The organism is Algoriphagus sp. UBA3586 (assembly GCF_002376385.1).
Classification (GTDB): Bacteria; Bacteroidota; Bacteroidia; order Cytophagales; family Cyclobacteriaceae; genus Algoriphagus; species Algoriphagus ornithinivorans.
Window position 1 is genome coordinate 1 of the sequence record NZ_DFMT01000029.1, and the last position, 24,409, is coordinate 24,409.

The 24,409-nt window shown below is 39.5% G+C and carries 24 protein-coding genes; 13 read left to right on the plus strand and 11 right to left on the minus strand.

Annotated features, from left to right (window positions below; translation table 11 throughout):
• Positions 1 to 180 precede the first annotated feature (180 nt).
• The 4 genes from B2906_RS09650 to B2906_RS09665 all read left to right on the plus strand — a co-directional run bounded on the left by B2906_RS09650 (position 181) and on the right by B2906_RS09665 (position 4,031).
• Positions 181 to 2,193 carry an alpha amylase C-terminal domain-containing protein gene (locus B2906_RS09650; protein WP_144603490.1) on the plus strand — a complete coding sequence of 671 codons (2,013 nt, stop codon included), beginning with the start codon at positions 181 to 183 and terminating at the stop codon, positions 2,191 to 2,193.
• A gap of 89 nt (positions 2,194 to 2,282) precedes the next feature.
• Positions 2,283 to 2,603, plus strand: coding sequence for a hypothetical protein (locus B2906_RS09655; RefSeq protein WP_144603488.1), 321 nt, complete (start codon positions 2,283 to 2,285; stop codon positions 2,601 to 2,603).
• A gap of 28 nt (positions 2,604 to 2,631) precedes the next feature.
• Positions 2,632 to 3,069 carry an SRPBCC family protein gene (locus B2906_RS09660; RefSeq protein ID WP_144603486.1) on the plus strand — a complete coding sequence of 146 codons (438 nt, stop codon included), beginning with the start codon at positions 2,632 to 2,634 and terminating at the stop codon, positions 3,067 to 3,069.
• An 86-nt stretch (positions 3,070 to 3,155) separates the two neighbouring features.
• The gene (locus B2906_RS09665) at positions 3,156 to 4,031 is read left to right on the plus strand and encodes an ATP-grasp domain-containing protein (RefSeq protein ID WP_144603483.1); all 876 of its coding nucleotides are present in this window, start codon (positions 3,156 to 3,158) and stop codon (positions 4,029 to 4,031) included.
• Positions 4,032 to 4,053: 22 nt separating this feature from the next.
• Here B2906_RS09665 and B2906_RS09670 read toward each other — a convergent pair whose 3' ends face one another.
• Complete coding sequence (locus B2906_RS09670; protein WP_144603480.1) at positions 4,054 to 5,112, minus strand: PA0069 family radical SAM protein; 1,059 nt, start codon at positions 5,110 to 5,112, stop codon at positions 4,054 to 4,056.
• 169 nt (positions 5,113 to 5,281) lie between these two features.
• Here B2906_RS09670 and B2906_RS09675 point away from each other — a divergent pair, with 169 nt between their 5' ends.
• From B2906_RS09675 to B2906_RS09685, 3 genes are all read left to right on the plus strand, one after another.
• Positions 5,282 to 5,815: a DUF2975 domain-containing protein gene (locus B2906_RS09675; protein ID WP_144603478.1), complete on the plus strand. Its 534-nt coding sequence runs from the start codon at positions 5,282 to 5,284 to the stop codon at positions 5,813 to 5,815.
• Between the two features lie 3 nt (positions 5,816 to 5,818).
• Positions 5,819 to 6,022, plus strand: coding sequence for a helix-turn-helix domain-containing protein (locus tag B2906_RS09680; protein ID WP_091655348.1), 204 nt, complete (start codon positions 5,819 to 5,821; stop codon positions 6,020 to 6,022).
• 63 nt (positions 6,023 to 6,085) lie between these two features.
• Positions 6,086 to 6,439: a DUF805 domain-containing protein gene (locus B2906_RS09685; RefSeq protein WP_091655349.1), complete on the plus strand. Its 354-nt coding sequence runs from the start codon at positions 6,086 to 6,088 to the stop codon at positions 6,437 to 6,439.
• 25 nt (positions 6,440 to 6,464) lie between these two features.
• On the opposite strand, the gene B2906_RS09690 is transcribed toward B2906_RS09685, so the two are convergent.
• The 6 genes from B2906_RS09690 to lpxK all read right to left on the minus strand — a co-directional run bounded on the left by B2906_RS09690 (position 6,465) and on the right by lpxK (position 14,712).
• The gene (locus B2906_RS09690) at positions 6,465 to 7,760 is read right to left on the minus strand and encodes a prolyl oligopeptidase family serine peptidase (protein ID WP_144603476.1); all 1,296 of its coding nucleotides are present in this window, start codon (positions 7,758 to 7,760) and stop codon (positions 6,465 to 6,467) included.
• 137 nt (positions 7,761 to 7,897) lie between these two features.
• Positions 7,898 to 9,589, minus strand: a complete 1,692-nt coding sequence (locus B2906_RS09695; RefSeq protein WP_144603474.1) for a GMC oxidoreductase — start codon at positions 9,587 to 9,589, stop codon at positions 7,898 to 7,900.
• A 134-nt stretch (positions 9,590 to 9,723) separates the two neighbouring features.
• Entirely contained in the window at positions 9,724 to 10,968 is a 1,245-nt protein-coding gene (locus B2906_RS09700; RefSeq protein WP_144603471.1) for an ABC transporter permease, read from the minus strand.
• A gap of 126 nt (positions 10,969 to 11,094) precedes the next feature.
• Entirely contained in the window at positions 11,095 to 11,706 is a 612-nt protein-coding gene (locus B2906_RS09705; RefSeq protein WP_219958486.1) for a tRNA-(ms[2]io[6]A)-hydroxylase, read from the minus strand.
• A gap of 1 nt (position 11,707) precedes the next feature.
• Positions 11,708 to 13,660 (minus strand): putative porin, encoded by a 1,953-nt coding sequence (locus tag B2906_RS09710; RefSeq protein ID WP_255590546.1) that lies wholly within the window; start codon positions 13,658 to 13,660, stop codon positions 11,708 to 11,710.
• Positions 13,657 to 14,712, minus strand: a complete 1,056-nt coding sequence (gene lpxK, locus B2906_RS09715) for a tetraacyldisaccharide 4'-kinase (protein WP_219958485.1) — start codon at positions 14,710 to 14,712, stop codon at positions 13,657 to 13,659. Before lpxK ends, B2906_RS09710 begins: the two co-directional genes overlap by 4 nt.
• A gap of 41 nt (positions 14,713 to 14,753) precedes the next feature.
• Here lpxK and B2906_RS09720 point away from each other — a divergent pair, with 41 nt between their 5' ends.
• The 3 genes from B2906_RS09720 to B2906_RS09730 all read left to right on the plus strand — a co-directional run bounded on the left by B2906_RS09720 (position 14,754) and on the right by B2906_RS09730 (position 17,294).
• Positions 14,754 to 15,854, plus strand: a complete 1,101-nt coding sequence (locus B2906_RS09720; RefSeq protein ID WP_219958484.1) for a Nif3-like dinuclear metal center hexameric protein — start codon at positions 14,754 to 14,756, stop codon at positions 15,852 to 15,854.
• A gap of 3 nt (positions 15,855 to 15,857) precedes the next feature.
• Positions 15,858 to 16,628 (plus strand): zinc ribbon domain-containing protein, encoded by a 771-nt coding sequence (locus B2906_RS09725; protein ID WP_219958483.1) that lies wholly within the window; start codon positions 15,858 to 15,860, stop codon positions 16,626 to 16,628.
• A gap of 249 nt (positions 16,629 to 16,877) precedes the next feature.
• Positions 16,878 to 17,294: a hypothetical protein gene (locus B2906_RS09730; RefSeq protein ID WP_286938857.1), complete on the plus strand. Its 417-nt coding sequence runs from the start codon at positions 16,878 to 16,880 to the stop codon at positions 17,292 to 17,294.
• Here B2906_RS09730 and B2906_RS09735 read toward each other — a convergent pair.
• Positions 17,275 to 17,901, minus strand: coding sequence for a histidine phosphatase family protein (locus B2906_RS09735; protein ID WP_219958481.1), 627 nt, complete (start codon positions 17,899 to 17,901; stop codon positions 17,275 to 17,277). The two genes, B2906_RS09730 and B2906_RS09735, sit on opposite strands and share 20 nt — an antisense overlap.
• 52 nt (positions 17,902 to 17,953) lie before the next feature.
• Here B2906_RS09735 and B2906_RS09740 point away from each other — a divergent pair, with 52 nt between their 5' ends.
• The 3 genes from B2906_RS09740 to menD are packed head-to-tail and all read left to right on the plus strand — an operon-like array spanning position 17,954 to position 21,269.
• Positions 17,954 to 18,376, plus strand: coding sequence for a hotdog fold thioesterase (locus B2906_RS09740; protein WP_091655358.1), 423 nt, complete (start codon positions 17,954 to 17,956; stop codon positions 18,374 to 18,376).
• Positions 18,373 to 19,584: a chorismate-binding protein gene (locus B2906_RS09745; RefSeq protein ID WP_219958480.1), complete on the plus strand. Its 1,212-nt coding sequence runs from the start codon at positions 18,373 to 18,375 to the stop codon at positions 19,582 to 19,584. Before B2906_RS09740 ends, B2906_RS09745 begins: the two co-directional genes overlap by 4 nt.
• Entirely contained in the window at positions 19,581 to 21,269 is a 1,689-nt protein-coding gene (menD, locus tag B2906_RS09750) for a 2-succinyl-5-enolpyruvyl-6-hydroxy-3-cyclohexene-1-carboxylic-acid synthase (RefSeq protein ID WP_219958479.1), read from the plus strand. The genes B2906_RS09745 and menD overlap by 4 nt, the downstream gene beginning before the upstream one ends.
• Here the strand turns inward: menD and B2906_RS09755 are convergent.
• The 3 genes from B2906_RS09755 to B2906_RS09765 all read right to left on the minus strand — a co-directional run bounded on the left by B2906_RS09755 (position 21,250) and on the right by B2906_RS09765 (position 24,399).
• Positions 21,250 to 22,551, minus strand: coding sequence for an MFS transporter (locus B2906_RS09755; protein WP_219958478.1), 1,302 nt, complete (start codon positions 22,549 to 22,551; stop codon positions 21,250 to 21,252). The two genes, menD and B2906_RS09755, sit on opposite strands and share 20 nt — an antisense overlap.
• Positions 22,552 to 22,589: 38 nt before the next feature.
• Complete coding sequence (locus B2906_RS09760) at positions 22,590 to 23,390, minus strand: helix-turn-helix domain-containing protein (protein ID WP_219958477.1); 801 nt, start codon at positions 23,388 to 23,390, stop codon at positions 22,590 to 22,592.
• Positions 23,391 to 23,532: 142 nt separating this feature from the next.
• Positions 23,533 to 24,399, minus strand: coding sequence for a LysR family transcriptional regulator (locus B2906_RS09765; RefSeq protein WP_219958476.1), 867 nt, complete (start codon positions 24,397 to 24,399; stop codon positions 23,533 to 23,535).
• Between the last annotated feature and the right edge of the window lie 10 nt (positions 24,400 to 24,409).

The window sequence follows — 24,409 nt, forward strand, 5'->3', positions numbered from 1 at the left end:
GCAAACCTAAAGGACGGTAGGCAGGGAGTGGAAGGCTTTTTCTATCATTAATGGCCACATTTCGACTCCGCTCAATGTGACAAAACCGCCTTTAACAGAGCCTCTTTTTTATTTGAGCTGTGGGAAAGTTTCATTCCTCCTATTTTTTCCTAAATTCAGCTCAGGTTAATCTAATTTTTCGTGAATTCAAACAATACACCACAGCTTATTCAGGATGAACCTTGGTTGGAAACTTTTGAAACGCAAGTTCAAAAGAGAATAGACCGGTTTAACAGTGCAAAATTCCATATTGAAAATGAGTTTGGAAGCATTTTGGAATTTGCCAATTTACATCAGTATTACGGAATACATTTTGAACCCATCCGAAAGGGATGGATTTACAGGGAATGGGCTCCTGCCGCCAAGCAACTTTTCTTAATGGGGGATTTTAACAACTGGGATAGGTATAATCATCCTATGCGTAGAAATCACAGAGGAGATTGGGAAATTTTCCTACCCTATCAAGAATATAAAGACAAATTTGTTCACGAGAGTAAAATCAAAACACATGTCATTGGAGCAAATGACGTGGCCCTAGATAGAATTCCTGCCTTTATAAGAAGAGTGGTGCAGGATGAAAGAAGCCATGACTTTGCCGGTCAATTATGGTTTCCTGAGAAATCCTTCGAATGGACTGATTCAGCATTTCAACTTCAAGCGATTCACCAGATGCCCCTCATCTATGAATGTCATGTGGGAATGGCCCAGGAAAAATTAGGAGTAGGCACTTACAAGGAATTTGAAGAAAATATTTTGCCCCGAATTAAAGCGGGTGGTTACAATGCCATTCAAATGATGGCTGTCATGGAACACCCCTACTACGGCTCTTTTGGTTATCATGTATCCAACTTTTTTGCGCCATCCTCCAGATTCGGCACACCTGAAGAATTAAAATCCCTGATCAATACAGCCCACAATATGGGTATAGCAGTGATTATGGATATTGTACATTCACATGCAGTTAAGAATGTGAATGAAGGATTAAATGAATTTGACGGCACGGATCATCAATACTTTCATCCCGGAATGAGAGGCTATCACGAAGGCTGGGATTCCAAGCTATTTGATTATGGAAAATGGGAGGTTCAGCAGTTTTTGCTTTCCAACATTCGATACTGGATGGAGGAATTTCACTTCGACGGTTTCCGATTCGACGGTGCTACATCCATGCTTTATCATCACCATGGTCATACCTCATTTGACTCTGCAGACAAATATTTTGACTTGGGGGTAGATGAGGATGCCTTGCTGTATTTCCAATTGGCAAATGAAGTAATCCATCAACTCAACCCTCATGCTATAGCGATTGCTGAGGAGGTTAGCGGAATGCCCGGATTATGCAGGCAGGTGGCAGATGGAGGAATAGGTTTTGACTTCAGGTTAGCGATGGGAATTCCTGATTTTTGGATCAAAACGCTGAAGCACAAGCAAGATGAGCAATGGGATATGTTTGAGCTTTGGCATGAACTAACTAACAGACCCAAGAAGGAAAAATCCATCGCTTATGCAGAAAGCCATGATCAGGCTCTGGTAGGTGATAAATCTATTGCCTTTTGGCTTATGGATAAGGAAATGTACTTTTCCATGTCGGTTTTAAATCAAAATCTGGTTATTGACCGAGGTATTGCTCTCCATAAAATGATCCGAATGATCACGCTTTCATTGGGAGGAGAAGGTTATCTCAACTTCATTGGTAATGAATTCGGGCATCCTGAATGGGTAGATTTTCCAAGAGAAGGCAATAATTGGAGCTATCAATATGCCCGAAGACAATGGTCATTAGTAGACACTGAGCATCTTCGATACTCTCAGTTGGATGCTTGGGATAAATCCATGATTCAATTGGCAAAAAACCATGACTTATTGTCCTCTGGCAGTGCAGAGCAACTCTATCTGGATCCTGACAAGAAAATCATTGCCTACCATAGAGGACAATTAATATTTGTTTTCTCTTTTCATCCTACAGAATCCTATTTTGGATACCCTGTCCCAATGCCCGAAAAAGGAAAATATCAAATAGCTCTCCATTCAGATGAAAAGAAATATGGAGGCTTCGAAAGAGTGGATAAGTCAGTGAAGTATGAGACAGACAAGGACCAAATGGTGCATTTATATGTTCCCAACAGGACTGTACTAATTATTAAAAAGCTCTAAACCGAAATTAAAACTGCTACACTACAATTTTTAATTCTCAGGTAATCTGTCTGGATTTTGGTAACTTATACTTGATCAACACTCAAGTTATGAAGGTTCCAAAAACGATTGACCTTAAATCATGGATCCGGTTTCATGCAAAAATTGGAGTAATACTCGGCTTCTTTTGTGGGATTATTTACTCCATTGGAGGGTTAGTGGTTGACTCTTTAGTTACCTTAGGGCTTGCATCAGGTGAGGTTTGGGAAACTCCTGGACTTTCTTTAGGAACATTACTTGCAATGGGAGCTTTGATTGGAATGCCTGTTATTTTCGGCTTCTTACTAATCTGTGCAGCATGCCTAGAAGCATTGATCTGTTATATTTTCCCGAATTGGTTTTCTGATTTCAATTTCAATAAAAATTCGTAAAACCTTATTTTTAAACTCCATTTACAATATGAAATCAAATCATTTTAAGCCAATTATTGTATCTGAAACTTTTCATCAGGACGTAAAGACCCTATGGAAATATTTGGTAGAAATCCAGCATATGCATCAATGGTATTTTGAAAATCTTCCAGATTTCAAAGCTGAAGAAGGGTTTGAAACCTCATTCTCCGTAAGTTCGGAGCAGAGGACTTTTACCCATATTTGGAAAGTTTTTGAGGTAATCCCTTTTGAAAAAATCAAATTGAGTTGGACTTATAAAGAATATTCAGGTGAGGGGTTTGTTACTTTTCAATTGGAGGAAAAAAACGGCGGAACAAAACTTACAGTCATTACAGAGGGCTTAGAAACCTTCCCTCAGAATATCCCTGAATTCCAAAGAGAAAGCTGCGAGGGAGGTTGGCATTATTTTATCAAAGACAGATTAAAAAGTTACGCCACCAAATAATGATTGGATCCAATCAAAGATTTTAAGGGTTTCAAAGGCATAATTTCCAATTCTTACTGATATTTGGATAGAATAAATTCAACAATATGCCCCGTTGCGCTTTTCTTTCCATTTCCAATACCGAAGGCTGGTTTATTGACGATGATTTGGTTCATCCGTTCCTGCATGAATTAGGCTGGGAAGTAAAAAATATTCCTTGGAATGAGAAAACCGATTGGAATAAATGGGATTTGGTCATCATCAGAAGCCCTTGGGATTATCAACAGCATTTGGAAGAGTTCATGGAAGTCCTTCAAAAAATAGAGGATTCCACGGCAATTCTTTTAAATCCTTTAGATATCGTAAAACAGAACATTCACAAAGGATACCTTTTTGAATTGGCAGAAAAAGGAATTGAACTGGTTCCTACTCAGAAATTTTCAAGCTTGGATGAAAGCCTCATCACCGAATCTTTTGAAAAATTTAAAAGTAATCAGTTAGTAATCAAACCTCTTGTAGGTGCAAATGCAGACGATACTTTTTGGATCAATATTTCCCATCCGCTAGACTGGGAGAAGCCTCTGGAAGTCTTTCAGGAAAAAGAAGGTATGATACAGCCTTTCATGAGTGGCATTGTCAAAGAGGGTGAGTTCTCTTTGATTTACTTGAATGGGGAGCTTAGCCACACCATTCTAAAGACCGTAGGAATCGGAGACTTTAGAGTTCAGGAAGAACATGGAGGCGGGGTAATAGCTATTCCAAACCCAGAACCAGAACTTGTGAAAGCAGCAGGTAAAGCAATGAAGGCTTTATCATCAACTCCTTTCTATGCCAGAGTTGATCTGGTTCGAACCCGTCAGGGAAGCTTTGCCTTGATGGAATTGGAATTGATTGAGCCTTGCCTTTATTTCCGATTTGATCCGAATTCGCCAAAGAAATTTGCAGCCTTGATCCATGATTATTATTCAAATCTTTCCAACTAAGAAAAGGTAAGGCCATTAATAATTATCCAAAATTCAGCGAATAGTTCCCCCCTTTCCTGAAGGCCTGAAGATTGAATTTTGGCATGGTGCGATTGGAGAAATATTTCTTTTTAGAGGTGTAAAAAAGTTGGTGAATCATTTCAGCGAGTATTCCTTCTCCTTTCATTCTTCTTCCAAATTCTACATCTTTAACGGATCCCCCATGAAGCTCGGCGATTTGACCCATGACTTTTTGAAATCTATCCGGATAATTTCTCTTTAACCAATCACTAAAAATCTCCTCCAATTTTCCATTCAAACGAACCACGGTCATCCCTGCAGACCTAGCTCCTTTTTCAGCGCTTGCTTTCAAAATTTCTGGAATTTCTTGGTCATTCAATCCCGGAATAATGGGGGCATTCATTACTGCGACCGGAACACCAACATTGCTCAACTTTTCAATTATTTGAAGCCGCTTAGAAGCACTGGCAGTTCTGGGTTCCATTTTCCTTCTCAATTCTTCATTCAAAGAGGTAATCGATATATAGACTTGCACCAAATCCTCCTTCGCTAAGTCTTGCAAAATATCAATATCCCTTTCTATCAGTGAATTTTTGGTGATAATCCCTACCGGATGCCGATAGCGGGCAAATACTTCTAACAATTGCCTGGTAATTCCCATTTTCTTCTCAATAGGCTGATAACAATCCGTATTTCCTGAAAGTGAAATTGGAGCTACCTTCCAGTTTGAACTCAGGATCTGCTTTTCCAACAATCTTGGAGCATCTGGTTTTGCCATCAATTGGGTTTCAAAATCTAAACCTGCCGAAAAGCCATAATATTCATGGGAATTTCTTGCATAGCAATAGCTACATCCATGTTCACATCCTTGATAAGGATTCAATGAAAAGCTCAAACCTATATCTGGGCTTTTGACTGGATTGATGATAGTTTTTGGATGCTCCAATCGGATATTGGTTTTTGGAGACAAAATCAACTCCTCATCCAAACCTTCCGAATGCTCAGTCACTAAATGCTGTGAGGAAAATCGGTTACCCGTTTGTAGCTGGGCTCCCCTACCTTTCCAATGATCTTTTTCCATGTCAATATTTTTGTCAAAGGCCTAGTTACAGTTTAAGCAAGCAAAAGGAGATTTAAAATTTATTGGCAATAATTGACAGAACTAGAATTGAATAAATTTTTTATCAATAATTATTTATTGTTTTTCAATAAATTTTTATTGTATATTTCGAAAAAATAAAAAACATACCATGAGGGCATCACAATCACTTTCCATCCTACAGGTGATCTTTTGGATCATCTTTATTGGCTTAGCAATAAAAACTGGAACCCTAATCATTTCTTATGGAGTAAGCATTTTTGTCAATCCAGAAGGAGCAAATGATCTTTATCTGGGATTATCACTTAAAAGTCTGATGGTTCAAAGTCCCATTTCCTATCATTTATTAGTGATCGGATTGATTACGATTTTCATTATCAAAACCAACCTTCTCTATCAGGTAGTTCAGCTATTTCAGAAGCTAAAACTCGTTGAGCCTTTTACAAATGAAGTTTATCATCACCTGACCAAAATGACAGGCATCACATTTCTAATAGGTATTTTAACTTATGTAGTTTTTGCCTATGCTAAATTTTTGAATGGCAAAAATTACGAGGTATCAGAAGCTTGGGAGCATTTGGAAGGAAGGCTGGAATTTATTTTCATGGGCATGTTACTCCTAGTGGTTTCTCAGATTTTTAAAAGAGGAATTGAAATTCAACAAGATAACGAACTAACCATCTAAGCTATGCCTATACAAGTCAATTTGGATGTCATGATGGCTAAAAGAAAAATTTCTTTGAATGAGCTTTCAGAAAAAGTTGAATTAACCTTATCCAATCTTTCCATTCTTAAAACAGGGAAAGCAAAAGCAATCAGATTCAGTACCTTGGAAGCAATTTGTAAAGCCTTGGATTGTCAACCTGGCGATATACTAGAATACATTGAATAGGCTTCCTAGCGCGAAAGGATCTGTTGAAACAAAACAATTAGCTATTTAATGTGTTAATTAGGTATGAAATCTATTTTAAAACCTACTGGACGAATTACACGAAGAAAGTATTTAACACTCTTCATGTTTTTTTATTTCGTCAACATTTTATGCTTAATGAAAGCTTGGGAAGCCTACCAAATCGAAGCTTGGCCTGCCTTTTTCTCTTTCAGCATTATCTTGATTGCCTCGATAGTTTTATTGCTGATACAGGCGATAAGACGTTTACACGATATTGGGATGGATTGGAAATATGCCCTTTACCTATTAATTCCGCCACCCATTAATTTTATTGGATTTGTATGGCTAGCATATAAAGAAGGTCAAGATGGTCCAAACAAATATGGACCTGATCCCAGAAAAACAGATATTGTATAAAAAAAGGAGCTCGAGGCTCCTTTTCTTATTTTTTGGCCTGGGCAGCCATCCATTCCATGATGGTAACAGGCCTTCCTCCCACTAAAACAGGAGATCCATCCAAACCTGTCCTAGCTTGATTGGCATGAACATAAATCCAAGACCAATGTCCATTGTAATGATAATTATCTCCCCCATAGAATCCGGTAATATCAGTTACATGATCATAAAATGTAAAATGTACATTTTTAGCTCCAGCCTTCTTTAATCTATCATAAAGTGGAACCACGGTAGATTCTGGTTTGGTTACTCCATCATCTTTGGAATGAACAAACCACATGGGAACCTGCTTGATTTTTTGAATATCCTGTTCAGTCACGTACTGAGCGTCATAAGCAAGAGCGCTGATATAACCCGCAGCAAAATAGTCAGGGTGCTCAAGGATCAACTTTAGAGACATGTATCCTCCATTTGAGCAACCTCCAACGTAAATCCTTTTGGGGTCAATTCCAGGATTGGACTTTACGTAATCTTGAATTAAGGCAAACAATGCCTCATTATAAATATCATTCGTTTGACCACGGGTCATACCCTCGGCAGCCTGCATCCAGAATGTTGGACTTTGAGGCACCAAAACATAAGCACCGGCATCACCAAACAAAGTTTGAATTTCAGGGGAGGCATAATTGGCCGCTCGGTTTCCCAAAAGAGCTATGGTAGGATCCATCCCTCCTTCACCTCCGCCATGCAGCCAAATTATCAAAGGAGCTTTTTTCCCTTTTGTTTCAGGGCTAAATGAGGCATAGGACATGGTCAAATTACCGTACTGAAATTTCCCCTTCAAATCGTATTCATCTACTAAAGGCATGATTTTTCCAGCTGCCTGATTCCAAACTTGATTGGTCTTCGAATTAATAATTGTCAGTGAATAATCAATCCAAAAGTTACCACCTCGGTTTCCAACTCTCATATATTGGATTGGAGAGCCTATAGGTTGAGTTGGGCTCACCTCCAATACCAAAGTGATATGTTTCCCAGATGCTACCCGATTCCCATTTTCATCGGAAACAAAGGCAAAAACCACATCTCTTTCTCCTGATTTTTGGGATTCCGGAATATCACCCTGAGAGCTTTCTCTTTTTGCAAAAACTTTAAATTCTGCAGGATTTGCATCAGACACTTCATTCTCTAAAGTGATAATCACCTGATTGACGGCAGGTCCCCAATCGAACCCTTCAACTACTAGCTTGTAGCTGCCCTCAGAGGACTTTATTTCAGAATTAGGATTGCCATAAATCCAATTGCTGAAGAGTAAACAAATAATTAAAAGGCTATTTTTCATGGTTTATATAGGTTTTGGGTGTAATACTCCCAACTATTTAACCAATTCCTGAAAAACTTCCCTTTAAAATTATATCAGTGGAAAATTTGAATGCAATATCAATTCTTGGCTGATAGCTTACAGATAAGGAAAAGGAATTAAGATAAATTTCCTTTCTTCAGTTCTTTTACAGCATAATCTACTGCTCGGGCTGTGAGTGCCATATAGGTTATGGAAGGATTTTGAGTGCCTGTGGAGGTCATACAGGCTCCATCAGTTACGAAGACGTTAGGCGCATGGTGCATTTGATTAAATCCATTGAGCAAAGAAGTTTGGGGGTCTCGTCCCATTCGCACTCCTCCCATCTCATGTATATCCAAACCAGGAGCTTGCTTGCTATCAGATTTTCTAATATTCACACAGCCTGCCTTTTCCAGCATTTCCTCTCCCTGCTGATGAAAATCCTGTAGAATTTTCTCATCATTTTCATCATAATCCACACTAACCTGTAGCAATGGTATACCCCATTCGTCTTTTTGATCCTTACTCAAGCTCACTTGATTACTTTCCTTTGGAATAGTTTCTCCCTGCATCATCATAAAAACATTCCAAGGACCAGGTTGAGTATTGGCTTTTTTAAATTCGGTGCCAAATCCTCCCACATCTGCATGACCAAAACCAGAACGGCCGGCAGAGTAAAAAGTCATATATCCTCTAAGGAAATCCATTTCCTGCTTTTTCACATTTCTAAAATTAGGCATCATGACCGCGGTTGGTCTTCTACCAAAATAGTATTGATCTTCAAAGCCTTCATACTTAGCTGAGATGGTTCCTCTATAGTTATGAAACGCAATGTATTTCCCCAAAACCCCATTTTCATTGCCCAATCCTTCTGGAAACCTTCTGGAAGTGCTATTCAATAAAATCAAATTGGTATTCAAAGCCGATGCATTCAAAAAAATGATTTTGGCAAAATAATCTTTCTCCTCCTTTGTTATCCTGTCAATCACTTTGACTCCAACCGCTTTTCCTTTTTCCTCATCCCAAATCACAGAATGAACCACTGAGTCAGGTCTTAAAGTCAAATTACCGGTTTTTGCTGCCCAAGGTAAAGTAGAAGAATTACTGCTAAAATATCCTCCAAAAGGACAGCCTCTGTAGCACTGATTTCTTGCCATACATTGCCCCCTCCCTTGAGCTAGGTGTTGGTCTTTGGGTTGTGTCAGATGCGCGCACCTACCTTTGATGAATTTTCTATCTTGATAGGATTGATTAACCCGCTGTTGAATCTCTTTTTCCACACAATTCATCTCCCAAGCTGGCAAAAACTCTCCATCCGGTAAGGTATCTAATCCTTCATAACTTCCGGAAATACCGACAAATCGCTCCACATAGCTGTACCAAGGTGCCACATCTTCGTAACGAATGGGCCAATCAACTGCAAAACCATCCCTGCCTGGCCCTTCAAAGTCATATGCACTCCAACGTTGAGTCTGTCTAGCCCAAATCAAAGATTTACCACCCACTTGATAGCCTCGAATCCAATCGAAGGGCTTTTCCTGGACATAAGGATGATCTGAATCTTTGACAAAAAAGTGCTCCGTATCCTCTTTGTAAGCATAGCAACGGTTCACCACAGGATTTTTCATCTTATCCTCCCTGGGAATCTGATTTCTGTGAGGCATGTCCCACACTGATGCTGTCATGGTCGGATAGTCCTTTAGGTGCTGAACATCCCTTCCTCTTTCCAAGACCAAGGTTTTCAATCCCTTTTCGCAAAGTTCTTTAGCTGCCCATCCTCCGGATATCCCAGAACCAACTACTATAGCATCAAATTCATTACTTTTCATAATCGAAAAATAATGATTTCTATTTCATCTTTTATAAATTTTTTAAAAAACTATACTTATGATTGGAGATTCAAAAAATAAAAAAGTCCCATCTCCTAAGGCTTAGGAAATGGGACTTGAAAGAACAAATTCGACTATTCGTATCTCAAGGATTCGATAGGGTCAAGTTTACTTGCTTTGAAAGCTGGGAAGTAACCAGACAATAAGCCAACGATGATACAAATAATAAAAGCGATAAACATCCACAGCCAAGGAACCAAGAAACCTCCAGGTCCAATCGCATTAGCAATGACATTTCCGATTGCTATTCCGAGAATTACCCCGAAAATTCCACCTAGCACGCAAATCATAATTGCTTCTATCAAAAATTGCTGACGGATCCTCAGTGGAGTAGCTCCTAAAGCTTTTCTAATACCTATCTCACGGGTCCTCTCTGTAACAGAAACCAGCATGATATTCATCAGTCCGATGGAGGCTCCCAAAAGAGTAATGAACCCAATACCAAAACCTCCTATTCTCAGATACCCGGCAACTTCCTCCAAACTTTCCGCTACCGATTGACTTTTTGTAAGATCAAAGGAGTTCTCAGCAGTTACTCTATCCTGACGGATTTTTCTCATCATCCCAATTGCCTGACCCATTTCGTAATCGATACGCTCAGGGCCGGAAGCAACAGCTGTAACATTGTAATTGAAAACACCTCTTTGGTCAAGTCTTGCAGCATTCTCTATAGGAATTAAAACCTGTCTGTCTGCTCCTTGATCCTGCCCTACTCCACCTTGCTTTTCCAATACTCCTACAATGGTGTAAGGCTTTCCGAAAAAGCTGATTTTTTGATTGATAGGATCTTCATTGGATTCAAAAAGAGTTTCCTGAATTTCTTTTCCTATGATGCATACGTTATTTCCGTATCGTATTTCAAGATTGGAAAAATTTCTACCTTCTTCGAGTTTGATTGCTTTTATGCTCAGGTAATTTTCATCCACGCCTCTAATTCTCGAATTTGGATTGGTGGTTTCGGAACCTCTTTTTATCTCAGCGGCTCGACTGACTGTAGTTTCCACCGTAGATATTCCGATAGAACTATATTCCTGCTTGAAATCCTGCACTTCTCGGAAAGACAATTTAGGATAGGTCTTCTCCTCTTTTCCATCTTGAATAGCTCGTCCCCCACTGAAACCTTTGTTTCTTACATCAAAAGTATTAGCTCCCAAACCAGAAAAGCTTTCTGCAATTTGAGACTTTATTCCATCGATGGCAGTCAACATCCCTACAAGAGAGGAAATACCAATTGCTATAATTGCACCGGTCAGGATAGTCCTTAGAATATTAACTTGAACAGACTTTAGGGCTTCCCTTATATTTTCGATCAAATTCATGTATTGTTCGAATTAGAACAGATTTTTAGAAAAAACTCATTTATGATTCTTAATAATAAGCAATTCGCTTTTAAAAAAAATTTGAGACTCAAATTATTGAATTTCAACTTTCAGTTACACTTTAATTCAATGCATCCTATCCCCTCTCAACTCCATTTCTTTTAGGATACTTGCTTCATAATCCAGCCATTCTTGCCATCGTTGATTGACATATTCAGGATCATGAAATTTTCTGGCCATTTCTATGAAAGTAACGTAATGCCCAGCCTCAGAAATCATCAACTCGTAATAAAACTTTTTCAGCTCCTCATCCTGAATATGTTTGGATAAAAGTTTAAAACGCTCACAACTCCTTGCCTCGATCAAAGCATTCAATAATAAATGCTCCGTCAACTGTTGTTTCCTACTTCCACCTTTTTTGACAAAACCATTGAGTTTGATGACATATTCATCCTTTCTAGGAAAACCAAACTTCATATTTCTCTTTCGTAGCTGCTCCATCACCCGCTCAAAATGCCCCCATTCTTCTGCAACTATGGGAGTCAGAGTTTCCACCAACTCGTCCAAGTCAGGATATCTCAAAATCAAACTGATACAGGAAGATGCCGCCTTTTGTTCACAATAAGCATGATCCACCAAAATATCCTCGATCTGCATTTCTGCAATCCCAACCCACCTTGGATCAGTGGGTAGTTTGAGATGTAACATTTTCTGTCTTGTACTTTCTTCCCAGCTCATATCAGTCAAATAAATACCAGGTAATTCCCAGGTCAATAAATGATTTGTAGCCGGTGTAGTCAGGTGTGACAAAATATCCTTCCCGATTCATCAAACCGGCATTCAAATGATTGTATTTTAATAGAACTCTTGTCCTGTTGATTCTGAAATTCAGGAAAACATCTGCCACTGGGTATGCAAATACCTCGAAGCTATTTTGAAGGTGAAATTGCTGATGAGCAGTAAAATAAGCATTTGCAAAGTAGCTGGACTTGTATCTCACATCCACACCAAATTGGATGAAAATATTTTCATCAAATGCAGGACTGTCAAAATAAAAACGAGTATTTCCGAATACTTCAGGGATTCTAAAAGCATCAGATGCCTCTCCAGTTACAGACGTAATAATAACCTCTGTATCCCATTTAAATTTCTTCCCTATTTGTATGGAGGATTGAATACCGGGCATCAAAATAAAAGCTTCACCTCCTGCCTGCTCGGGCACTCTTTGCTCGTTGAAAAAGACGTAATTATTGACCCTACTAATGGTTAATGATGGCCTGATTTTGACTTTTTCTAAATCAACTTTCAAGGTTCCCTTCACTTGATCTACACCAGTGTTGGAAAAATCATTATTCCAGGCATAGTGATTCCCCGCATAAACCTGCTGCAGCGAGGTGGGCTTATAGAGTGCTTTGGTATATTCCAAATCCAAGTAGGGGGATTTAAATACCCCATGCAGCCTGAATGCTCCCGGGATAAGGTATTCACCATCAGCACTCACACTCCATTTCTCAGAAATTTTCCCAATCAATTCCCCTCCTATGTATAATTCATTAAAGGTGTTAGGAGAATTAAAAAATGGACTTCTCATCCTACCATTCCTCAATCGGGTAAATGCATTGTAATAAAAGCCTCCAAAGGTCCCTTTGAAGCCGAACTCATTTCTCCACTCGGCAAAATCATTGAAATTTCTTGTGGTATCCTGCCGGTTCAGTCTGGTACTGGGATAATACAGGGAATCACTGTTAGTCAAAGGAGCATCAAAAACCAAATCTTGCTTCCTTCTGTCGAAAATATGATAGATCTGTAGCCCGTCTTTCACCTTATATTCATGATAGAAGTGATAGTCCTGCCTCAAATCTCTGGCTTGGGAGGTTCTTAGCCAAACTTTCGCATCCTCATAGGTGAAATAAACTGATGTAGAATCCACTTCAGGAGGTATAATCCCTCCGATCTCATTGACCACATGACGCATCCTCGAGAAATTCCCCAAGAACCAATATTTCCCGTCTTCAGATCTATAATTCGTATGGATAGAATAAGTGGTTTGATCCACCATGTTATCATCTCTAGCTGTAGGATTGAGGGTTTTTCTTACCCGCATGGTGTGAAAATCAAAACCTATATTCCACCTTGGATTGACATTTCTGGCAAATTTGATATCCAACATATTTCGGTTTCCACCCCCGAAAAAAGCTGACATCTCAGTAAATGGAGATTTGGTATCAAAATAGCGATTGTTGGAAGGATCGGTGTAATAGATGTCATAGGCATGAAAACCCGAAGTAGTACCGATTAACTCTGGAATCTGATAAAAAACCGGGGTAGCCGCACTACCAATATTACCCAAATCCTGATACTTCCAGCCACTTTTAGCCACCGGATCATAATTGTGAAAATTGGTCAAGGAAGTATCCTGAGGGTATAAAGTCAGACTATTTCGCTTAATATCTTTTTCGAAATAAAATAAGGCTGTGGTGGGACCAAAAACCATCTTGGTACTATCATCCAACAAGGTTCTTCGGCCATTTTCTTCATCTTGATTTTCTCCCTCTTGCACAGTTCTCTGGTTGACCCGCTGATTGGGATTTTGAACCTGCCTCCCATTGGTTGGAATAGGACGCTGTGCCTGAGCAGAGCCAGCCACGAGAAGCACCCAAAAAAAGCATATTCCTAATAGAATTTTATTCACCGAGCTTTGTCCGTTCCAAAGACTTTTTGTTGTACCATTTTAATCAATTTTTGCTCATCCTCTTCTTCCAAAAGTACCTGAATGGGCAGCACAAAAATCGGAATTTCTCTTAGAAATCCTTTGGGAAGCAAAGATTTTACTTTTACCCCATCTTTTTCTGTTGTGAGAATAACGGGATTTTCATTTGCATGTTTGGCGACAAGCAAGCCTATCTTTTCTAAATCAGCCTGATCATAATGATGATGATCCGAAAACTTTACAGCCTCCAACACTTCATATTGACTTTTGCAATAATCTATAAACTGCTGATTGTTAGCTATTCCACTAAATAAAATTACTCGTTTTCTGAACTGAGAATTTTCTGCAAGTGCTTGTGGTTCCCCATAGCCTACTTTTGTGAACAAGACAGGCTTTGAGCCAGCATATTGCCTAATATTTTCCTGAAATTCTGAGGCTTCCTTATTGGACTTAGACAAAGGGCTTTTGGTAACAATAATCAAATCGGCCCTTTTTGCTCCATTTCTACTTTCTCTAAGCCTTCCCATTGGAAGTAAAAAGTCCTGAAAAAAAGGCTCTTCCCAAGTAGTCAATAAAATCGAAAAATCTGCTTGAAATGATCGATGCTGAAAGGCATCGTCCAGGATAAGCAGGTCCAACCCTTCTTCTTCCTCTGCTATTCTTGCAGCTGCATTCACCCGATCTTCTCCTACAAAAACACGGATTTCGTCTCCAAATTTTTGATAAATCTGATAGGGCTCATCCCCGATTCCCTCAGGGCTACTGACGGAAGTAGCTTTAATAAAACCCTCAGTTTTTCTTCCATACCCTCTGGACAGGGTAGCTAAGCGGTAATCTTTTTTAAACGTTCTTATAAGGTATTCCACCATGGGGGTTTTCCCTGTTCCGCCAACCCTTAAATTGCCCACCAGAATTGCGGGAATTGGAGATGGTGTGGTTTTGAATACTCCAGTATTATAGAGCCAGTTTCTGACTCGAGTGATCAAATCAAATAGGACTGAAAAAGGATAAAGAAGAAAAGCAAGGCGCCTCATTCCTAAGAATTCGTATTTTTGATCAAATAAACCAAAAATTTATGGGATACAAGATTGGGGAAGTAATTTCATTTTTAGAAAAGCTGGCTCCCCCAGCCTATCAGGAGTCATATGATAATGCTACACTGATAACAGGAAACAGAAACTGGGACTTGACCGGAATCATCTGTTCTTTGGACTGCGCTGAGGAAGTCATTCAAGAAGCCATATCAGCAGGAGCCAATATGGTGGTGGCACATCACCCCATAGTTTTTAAGGGATTGAAAAGCCTGACCGGCAAAAATTATGTCGAAAGAACTATCATCAAAGCTATCAAACATGATATTGCCATTTATGCTATCCACACTAACCTAGACCATGTCGCTCACGGTGTTAATAAAAGAATCAGCGACAAACTTGGCCTTTTGAACACAAAGATCTTACAGCCTAAAAAACAGTTGCTCAACAAGTTGGTATTTTTTGTACCGGAGGAACATAAAAACAAGGTTTTGGATGCTGTCTATGAAGCCGGAGCAGGGCAAATTGGAGAGTATAAAGATTGTTCATTTCAAGTTAAGGGCATGGGCACCTTTACTCCATCGGAAGATGCAAATCCTTTTTTAGGCCAAAGAGGAGCTCCACAATACGAGGCCGAAATCCGTGCTGAGGTCATTCTTCCAGCTTTTTTAAGCAATAAGATAATTTCTGCCATGAAAAAAGCCCATCCCTACGAGGAGGTGGCTTATTACCTGAGTGCCTTGGAAAATGAGAATCAGGAAGTCGGCGCAGGAATGTTTGGAGAGTTGGAAAATCCAATGACTGCGGAAGAATTTTTAGATTATCTCAAAGAGAAAATGAAACTGAAAATAGTAAAGCATACCGCATTAGTTAAGGAAAAAATTAAGAAAGTAGCTGTTTGTGGTGGTGCTGGAATATTTTTATTGGGAGATGCCAAAAGAAAGGGTGCGGACGTTTTTATCACCGCTGACGTCAAGTATCATGAGTTTTTTGATGCTGATGGATCCTTAATTCTTTGTGATATCGGCCATTATGAAAGTGAAATTTTCACAAAAGAATTATTGGGAGAACTATTGTCACAAAATTTTCCTAATATTGCACTCTATTTGACAAAAGTAGTTACCAATCCCACATCCTACCGATAGTACATGGAAAGTACAGTAGCACAAAAACTCGAGGCAATTCACAACCTTCAATTAATAGATTCTAAACTAGACGCAATCATCAAAGTTCGCGGTGCACTTCCAGAAGAGGTGCAAGATTTGGAAGATGAAATCGCCGGCTACGAAACTAGACTTGACAAATTCAATAACGAGATCCAATCTTACGAAGATGAGATCAAGTCTTTGAAAGAAAGCATCAAGGAATCTGAAAAACTGATCAAAAAGTATCAGGAGCAGCAGATGAACGTACGAAACAACCGTGAGTACGATGCCATCACCAAAGAATTAGAACTTCAGGATCTTGAAATCCAAGTTGCTAAGAAAAAAATTGCTGAAGCTGGCGCTAAAATCGATCAGAAAAAGCACGATTTAGATGAGTTGACTGCTGTTATGAAAGACAGACAGAAAGACTTGGATCTAAAGAAAGACGAGCTTTCTACGATTGTTGCTGAAAGTGAAAACGAAGAAGCAAAATTGAAAGCTGACAGAGACAAGGCAGTTAAGAAAATCGAAGACAGACTTCTAAAATCTTACGAGAAGATCAGAACAAATGCCAAGAATGGATTGGCTGTAGTGATGGTTAAAAGAGGAGCTTGCGGCGGTTGCTTTAACACCGTACCACCTCAAAGACAGGCTGATATTCGTGAAAAGAAAAAACTAATAGTCTGCGAACACTGCGGAAGAATTTTAGCAGGTGTAGAAGATGAAGTTGTAGAAGAAACTCCAACCAAGAAAAAGAGAACTTCTAGATCTTAAGAAGTTTTGAAATAAACCAACGGAAAGCCCTGATATTCTTCGGGGCTTTTTTTGTGATTATCCGTATATTTTTTTTACAGTGAGAGTCAATTCAATCTGATTTCCCATTTATCCCGTACCTACTTGAAAGCCTAATCAAAAACTGAATCTTGGAAAGGCTTGAAAAATGAACCAAATCATGGATCGAGAAAATCGACGATTTTGAAACATTCTTGCTCTCAAGTCGATTAAATCCGTATATTAGAAGCTATGCGAAAGTTAGTACCACTCATTTTAATCTTGTTTATGTCTCTTTCAGCTCTTGCCAAAGACGCTGAGACCAAAACATTTTTGGTACTATTCAAATCCAAAGAATTAAAAGCTCATCAAACCTCTTTAAAGGCCATTGAATCACAATTTTCTTCTTTCAACACTAAAACCTATTCTGGAAATTCAGAACTGGCTTTGCTGATAGAAATCCCATCCTGTGATTTTGACGAATGCTTTCTTGGAGACTTTTTGGTAACAACAGGCGATCAAGATATTAAACTTCAAGAAATCGCCTTTAGACTCTTTGATATGACCGAGAGTAAAAGAAATCTTCAGCTTTTACTCAGTGCTTATCAGAATAATCCGGACAAGAAGAAAATAGCCAAAGCAGACAAGCCTAGTAACCCGCGGCCTTAAGATGCTCTCTGTCATTCCCTTTCCTTAATACAAAAGTTCCATCACTCAATTGCTCTAAAAGGTATAGGCATAAATTGCTATGTTCGAACTGATCCATATAGCGGAGATCGTAATTAAAAATCAGGCTTAGAAAAATCCTCATTGCTCTGCCATGCATGCAGACTAGAATAGTTTCTCCGGGGCCTTCCAATATTTTCTGAATTCCTTTTCGCATTCTTTCAGCCACCACGTTTGGGCTTTCCCCTCCGGCTATCGCATAGTCTAAGTTACCCATTTGCCACTGATGGAGCATATGCTTGTAGTATTCCCCTTCTTCCGGCGTCATAGGTGTGCCTTCATAATCTCCCCAAGAAATCTCATTTAGTTCGGGAAGAGCGGTAGTCGGAATCCCCTTCGAGATAAATGACTCAATAGACTGTCTGGTTCGAATGAGGGCAGTATGGTAAACCTGATCAAAGGCTATATTTTGATAGGCCTCAAAAAATGCCTTTGCCTGAGCTCTTCCAGTGTCATTAATGGGAGCGTCAATCCCACTTCCCTGCACTACTCCCCTAAGGTTAAAATCAGTCTGACCGTGGCGAACTAAGTAAATTTTTTTTCGATTCAAGATTCTCTATTTTTGTCCCAAGCCCAAAGAAAAACAAATCCCTTCAAAATACATGGTGTTTATTTCAAAGCCTAGTCTGGACCAACTCAATAACCCGAGAATTCACACGATGGTTGATCACATTGGTATTGAATTTACCGCGATTGGGGATGATTTTTTGGAAGCTTCTATGCCTGTAGATCATCGAACCAAACAACCTATGGGCTTGTTACATGGAGGAGCAAATGTAGTCCTCGCTGAAACGCTGGGTTCTGTAGCTGCTTCCTTGACAATTGATTTGAAAAAACAAAGTTGTGTTGGCTTAGAAATAAATGCTAACCACCTTAAATCGGTCAAAGAAGGAAAAGTAATCGGTAGAGCGACCCCGATTCATCTTGGCAGAACAACCCAGGTTTGGGAGATAAAAATCCATAATGAAGCGGGAGCACTTTGCTGCATAAGCCGCATTACCATGGCTATTTTGGATAAGAAATGATCGAAACTGTTACCGCTACTTCACTTTCTGTTGCCGAAGCTTTGGCAGCCTTCCTTCATACAGGTTTTCAATCTGGAGGATCATTTGCCTTATGGAGAAAACCTAAATCATCAAAACTTGAATTCGTCTTGGATGAGTTGGACGGAGTAAGAAAAGTAGGAATGAACCTGGAAGAATTACCAGCAGGATTTATCATTCACCCTTTTGAAGATCAGGAAAATAAGCAAGCCTATTTTATCAATGCCTCCAATTACTTGAGCATTGACTTAGCCAGTGATCTTAAGGAGGCAGATTTACCTCAGTGGATTCAAGCTCCGAAAAACATTGAGTATAAAAGTTTGCTAAAAACGGTAGGTCCTGAGCAAAACTCTGAGGACCTCTCTCAAAAAATTCATGATGGAGACTCCAAGGAGCATTTCCTAGCCTTAGTAGAACAAAGTATTTCTGAAATCGAGAAAGGCAATTTGGAGAAAGTAGTTCCTGCACGAACCAAGCACTTAGACCTTCCCGAAGAATTTGACCTGGCAAAAGCGATCAAAAGTATGCTGGACTCCTACCCCAATTCCTTCGTCAACTTTTTCCATATTCCACAAGTGGGCACTTGGATGGGAGCTAGTCCTGAAGTATTGATAGAAACTCAGGGAGATCATTTTCATACCATGTCGCTTGCAGGAACCCAGGCAGCCAAAGGAGATAATCCTTTGAAATCTGTAGCATGGACTCAAAAGGAAATCGAAGAGCAAGCATTGGTCAGTAGATATATTGTGGATTGCTTTAAAAAAATCCGTCTGAGAGAATATGAGGAGCATGGACCCAAAACTGTCATGGCTGGCAATCTATTGCATTTACGCTCAGATTTTAAGGTTAATATGAAGGCAACAAACTTCCCTCAGTTAGGGTCTGTGATGCTGGATTTATTACACCCTACCTCAGCAGTTTGTGGAATGCCAAGAAAGGAAGCACATGAATTTCTAAAAGCCAATGAAGGCTTTGACAGATCTTTTTTTGCAGGCTTTTTGGGACCAGTCAATATAGATAATACTACCTCGGTTTATGTCAATTTGCGTACGGCTTCTTTTCAAGATGGCAAAGTGACCCTTTATGCAGGGGCAGGAGTAACGGAAGACTCCGACCCGGAAAAAGAGTGGGAAGAAACAGAGATGAAGTGCGAGATCATAGGTAAGTTCATTCAAAAATCAATCGCTTGATTATTCAGTCAATTTTAGAATTGGTGGCCATTTGTGCCAAAAAAGGAGTTAAAAACGTCATTTTATCTCCGGGCTCGCGATGCGCTCCGCTTACACTGGCTTTTGCAAGACATCCTGAGATTCATACAAGAACAATCTCTGATGAAAGATCTGCAGCTTTTATAGCACTAGGAATGGCCCAACAGCTGAATCAACCTGTGGCTTTGGTATGCACCTCTGGCTCTGCCGCCCTAAATTATTACCCAGCAATTGCTGAGGCTTTTTTTCAACAAATCCCTCTCCTCGTATTAACAGCTGATCGCCCACCTGAATGGATAGACCAGTGGGACGGACAGACCATTTTTCAGCAGGAAGTCTATGGGAAACATATTAAAAAGAGCTTCCAATTTCCTGACACATTCGGGGATAAAGAACAATCCTGGTATGCAGCAAGGATGGTGAATGAGGCAATTAATACTGCCAATCATTTCCCAAAAGGCCCTGTTCATATCAACATCCCCCTTAGAGAGCCTTTCTACCCTTCAGAAAATGAATCCTTTGATTTTCCGGAGCATCCTTATCAAACAGAGATTAGTAAAGGCACTTTGCATTTGGGAGAAGAGAGCCTTAAAAAGATAAACTCCAAGCTCCAGTCCATACGAAAAATTTTGATTGTTCCCGGCCAACAAAAACCGGATGAAAAAATAGTGGAGCTATTGAAATCACTTTCTAAAAATAAGAGGGTGGTTGTTATCACAGACACTATTTCCAACCTACAGTCTGAGGAAAGCATCAATTTTCATGACCACTGGATGGGAAATCAGGAAGTGACTAAAGGTTTGGAACCTGACTTGATTTTAAGCTTTGGAAAATCAATCATTTCTAAATCTTTGAAACTATTCCTGAGAAATTCAAAGGCCGAGCACTGGCATATTCAGGAAAATGCGGAAGCAAAAGACACCTATCAAAGTCTAAGTAAAATATTGGCCTGTTCTCCTATGTTCTTTTTGAATTGGCTCAATTCAAACCTCCCTATTCAAGATGAAACTTATTACAATAGCTGGTGGGAACTGGAAAAAAGCATACTGAATAACCTGAACGATATTTTGGAACAAAGTCAGTTTGGAGAGTACAAAGCCCTACATCAGGTATTAAAGAACATTCCTGACCTATCCAAAATCCATGTAGCTAATTCTATGGCTGTTAGATATTTGAATTTTCTAGGAAGAAGAAAACAGGAAATTATTTGTAACCGGGGCACAAGTGGCATAGATGGATCTTCCAGTACGGCTGTTGGATGCACTTTTACCACCAAGCTTCCTGTCACTTTGATTACAGGAGACTTGGCATTTTTCTATGATAGAAATGCTTTTTGGCATAATTACTCCATGGCTAATTTGAGAATTATCCTGCTTAATAATCATGCGGGGGGAATTTTCAGATTAATTGAGGGCCCCGCCAAACAGCCAGAATTACAGGAGTACTTTGAAACCAAGCAAAAGTTGAATGCAAAATGCCTTGCCAATGAGTTTGGTTTCACTTATTTCTCAGCCAAAAATGAAGTAGAGCTGGATTCTGCTCTCAAAGACTTTTATGATTCTGGGGTCCATCCAAAAATCTTGGAAATTGAAAGTCAAAGTCCTCTAAATGCCGAAATCCTAAAAAGTATCAAAGAGAAAGTGAAGACTATACTTCCTTCAGCTTAAAAGCCATCATTATTGCAAGAAGCAATAAACCTGCAAAAACCAACAACATCCCGTCAGGGCCTAGAAAAGCCGATAATGAGCCCAATCCTGCTGCGATTAAAGTGGCAATTCCAATCAAGGTATTAGACAAAGAAACGTAAAGAGGGCGCTCATCTTTAGGTGCAAAATCAACCAAATAGGTTTTTCGACTAAGTCTAGCTCCACCGTAAATCATCACATGTAGCAAAAACAGAACGGCAAAGGTATAAATTGATTGATATTCATCCGGCCAATATTGGAAACTCACCATTGCCAAAATATTCAGAATAGCCAAAAATGCTACCAGCATCATCATTTTTCTGCTTGATTTGTCTGCAAACCTTCCCCAAAATGGAGAAGAAATAATTGCCCCAATTCCAGCAGCTAATACCATGAACCCTAAGTTTTTTACTTCAGGTCCCAATTCTTTCTGGGCAATGACTACAAAAAATGGCTGAGCTAAAGGCACCGCCATTAATAAGCCGCGTGCAATGATAAAATTCAGTAAGTTTTTATCCTTAGATAAGATGCTCCAGCCTTTTTTCAATTCTTTGATAGGAGTTCTACCTCCTTCAGTGGCACCTTTTTCTTCATAAATCCCGGCAAAGAATCCAGCTGAAATAAACCAGCAACAGGCCCCCGCCAATACCAGCCAAAAAAGATAATCGATAGACTGATTTTCTCCGTTTTGGAAATAAAGAAACAAACCGCATGCTGCTGTAAAAATACCGCCCATACTGGCTCTGTAAGCCAATAATTGTCCTCGTTTTCCTTTATCAATGGTTTTCGCTAGGACATCTTTGAAACTGATACTGGCGATTCCACTGGCGAAACTGAAAAGGGTCAATAAGGATAAAATCCACACTCCCGCTGCTAATCCTTCAGTCGATTGGACTACCCAAGCCATCGCCAAAAGACAGAGTCCTTGACAAAAAGCAGGTATAGCCCAAAACCATTTTCTCCTGGAAAAAGCTCGGATTTTGGCAGAAACAAAAAGTTGGGGCAAAAGAGAACCTGCATCTTTGATGGGAACCAATGCACCTACCAAAGCAGGCGGAACAGATAAGGAGGAAAATATCCAAGGAAGTGTAGTTCCAGGAGAAACCAATTGGTTGGCTAATTTGGAAAAGCCGCCACTCGCAACATTCTTTAAAAAATTTCCAGGAACCTCCTTACAGGCTTTTTCAGAGATCGTTTCGCAGGCCCTTTCTTCTCCTTCATCTGTAATGAAACTATATACCTTTTCTGAGATTTCCTGAGCCATAAAAATTAAGTTACTATTAAATAAAGGAAAAAACTCGGCTATTGTTTGCTCTCAGCAAAGGAAATTGGATCGGGAGACTTGCTTCCCCCGATCTTTTGAATCCAATAAATCATTAATCCTAATTGCCCTATTTCAGCTAAGGTCAAAGGAATCAGCCCTAAGAATGCGCCTATGCCTGAGAAAATCAGGATACCTGCCACCAAAGTCAGTGCTCCTATTACGACAGGAATGTTTGAATATTGGTTTTTATAAGCCAAATAGCCAATTCCCATAAAAGCGTAGCAAAAACCAAAGGAACTTACTTTCACGATATAGTAATCAGCAATTTCAAAAAGTGATGTAAATAGAGCCAGTAAATCCGCAATAAACCAAAGTCCTGAAACAGCCAACATGGTCCATAAAGCAAAATTCAGGAAATCATTTTTATAGAAATTGAGGAGCCTAATCCAGCCATAAATAAATAGTGCATAGCCTATAAAACTGATGGATTTTGCGAGGACAAAGCCAATCATTTTGAAGGAATAATTACCCGTGACATATTCTCCTTCCATGCTTATTTCAAAAATAGATGCGAAGAAGTATAAAATTCCAGCCGCAAAACCTGCGTAAAGAATCCATGGAGTTTTGCTCTCATTAAAGGACTCCGAATCAGCACTTATTTCGAAATCAAGTGCTTCAAATAAAGCTTTGATCGTGTAAGATCTTGGAGTGACTTCACCCGCTTCTATTCTCTGGATGGTTCGCACATTCAGATTACATTTTTCGACCAACTCTTCCTGAGTTAATCCTTTTGCTTTTCTCAACTCGGAGATTTTTTTGCCTAATTCTGGTTGTTTCATTGTGAATTGTGTTTTTGATTGAACCATGGCAATTTCTACAGTTGAGTGTTAATACAGGACGAAATAAACTCGGATTTCAGCCGACATTTACCCGACATTTATTATTTCTGGTCTAAAATAGCTGATTTGGGAATTTTTCAACTCAAAGCAAAGGCAAAATTCTACCCAAAGCAGGATTTCGATTTTTTGGCTTCCAAATCACTGATAGCTCCGTGAATTGTGGAATATTCGGAATTTCCATAAATCTAACTTTCAACTCATACCCTGCTTTCAGGGAAGTGGGAACAATCGCAATCCCTAGTCCATTTTCAACCAGTTTAAATATGGTCAAAGCATGGACGGACTTATGTTTGATTTTGGGGAAAAAGCCAGCATCTCTACAGATCCCCATAATTTGATCATAGTAATAACGACTATAATCGCTTGAAAAAAGGATAAAAGGCTCATCAGAAAACTGAGCTAATGTGGAAAAATCAGAATCATGAACAGTGTGATTCTCAGGCACCACAAGTGAAAAAGAATCCCTGAGAATAACTTTTTTTTCTAGGCCATCAGGCACAGATTCAATTCTGACAAAACCCAGATCCAATCGATCACGCTCTATCATTTCCACTTGAACCCAATTGCTCAACTCTTCCAAACTCGTGGTGATTCCAGGCTCTTTGTTATTTAGCTTTTGCAATAATTCCGGTAAAACCTGATTGGATGCAGAACCTAAGAAACCGATCCTCAACTCCCCTATTTTCCCAGATGAAATAGCTTTCATTTGAGTCTGGGTGGTTTGTAAATGGTTGAGAATAAAATCCACTTCACTTTTAAAATATTCACCGGCGGCTGTCAAAGCCACATGCTGCTGATCTCGCTCAAATAATTGAACTTCCAATAACTCTTCTAATTGCTTGATCTGTCTACTCAAGCCAGGTTGAGATATAAATAGTCTGGAAGCTGCTTTTCTATAATTCAGCTCCTCCGCAACTGCCTGAAAATAGTGCAAATGTCTTAATTCCATTGATGCCTCT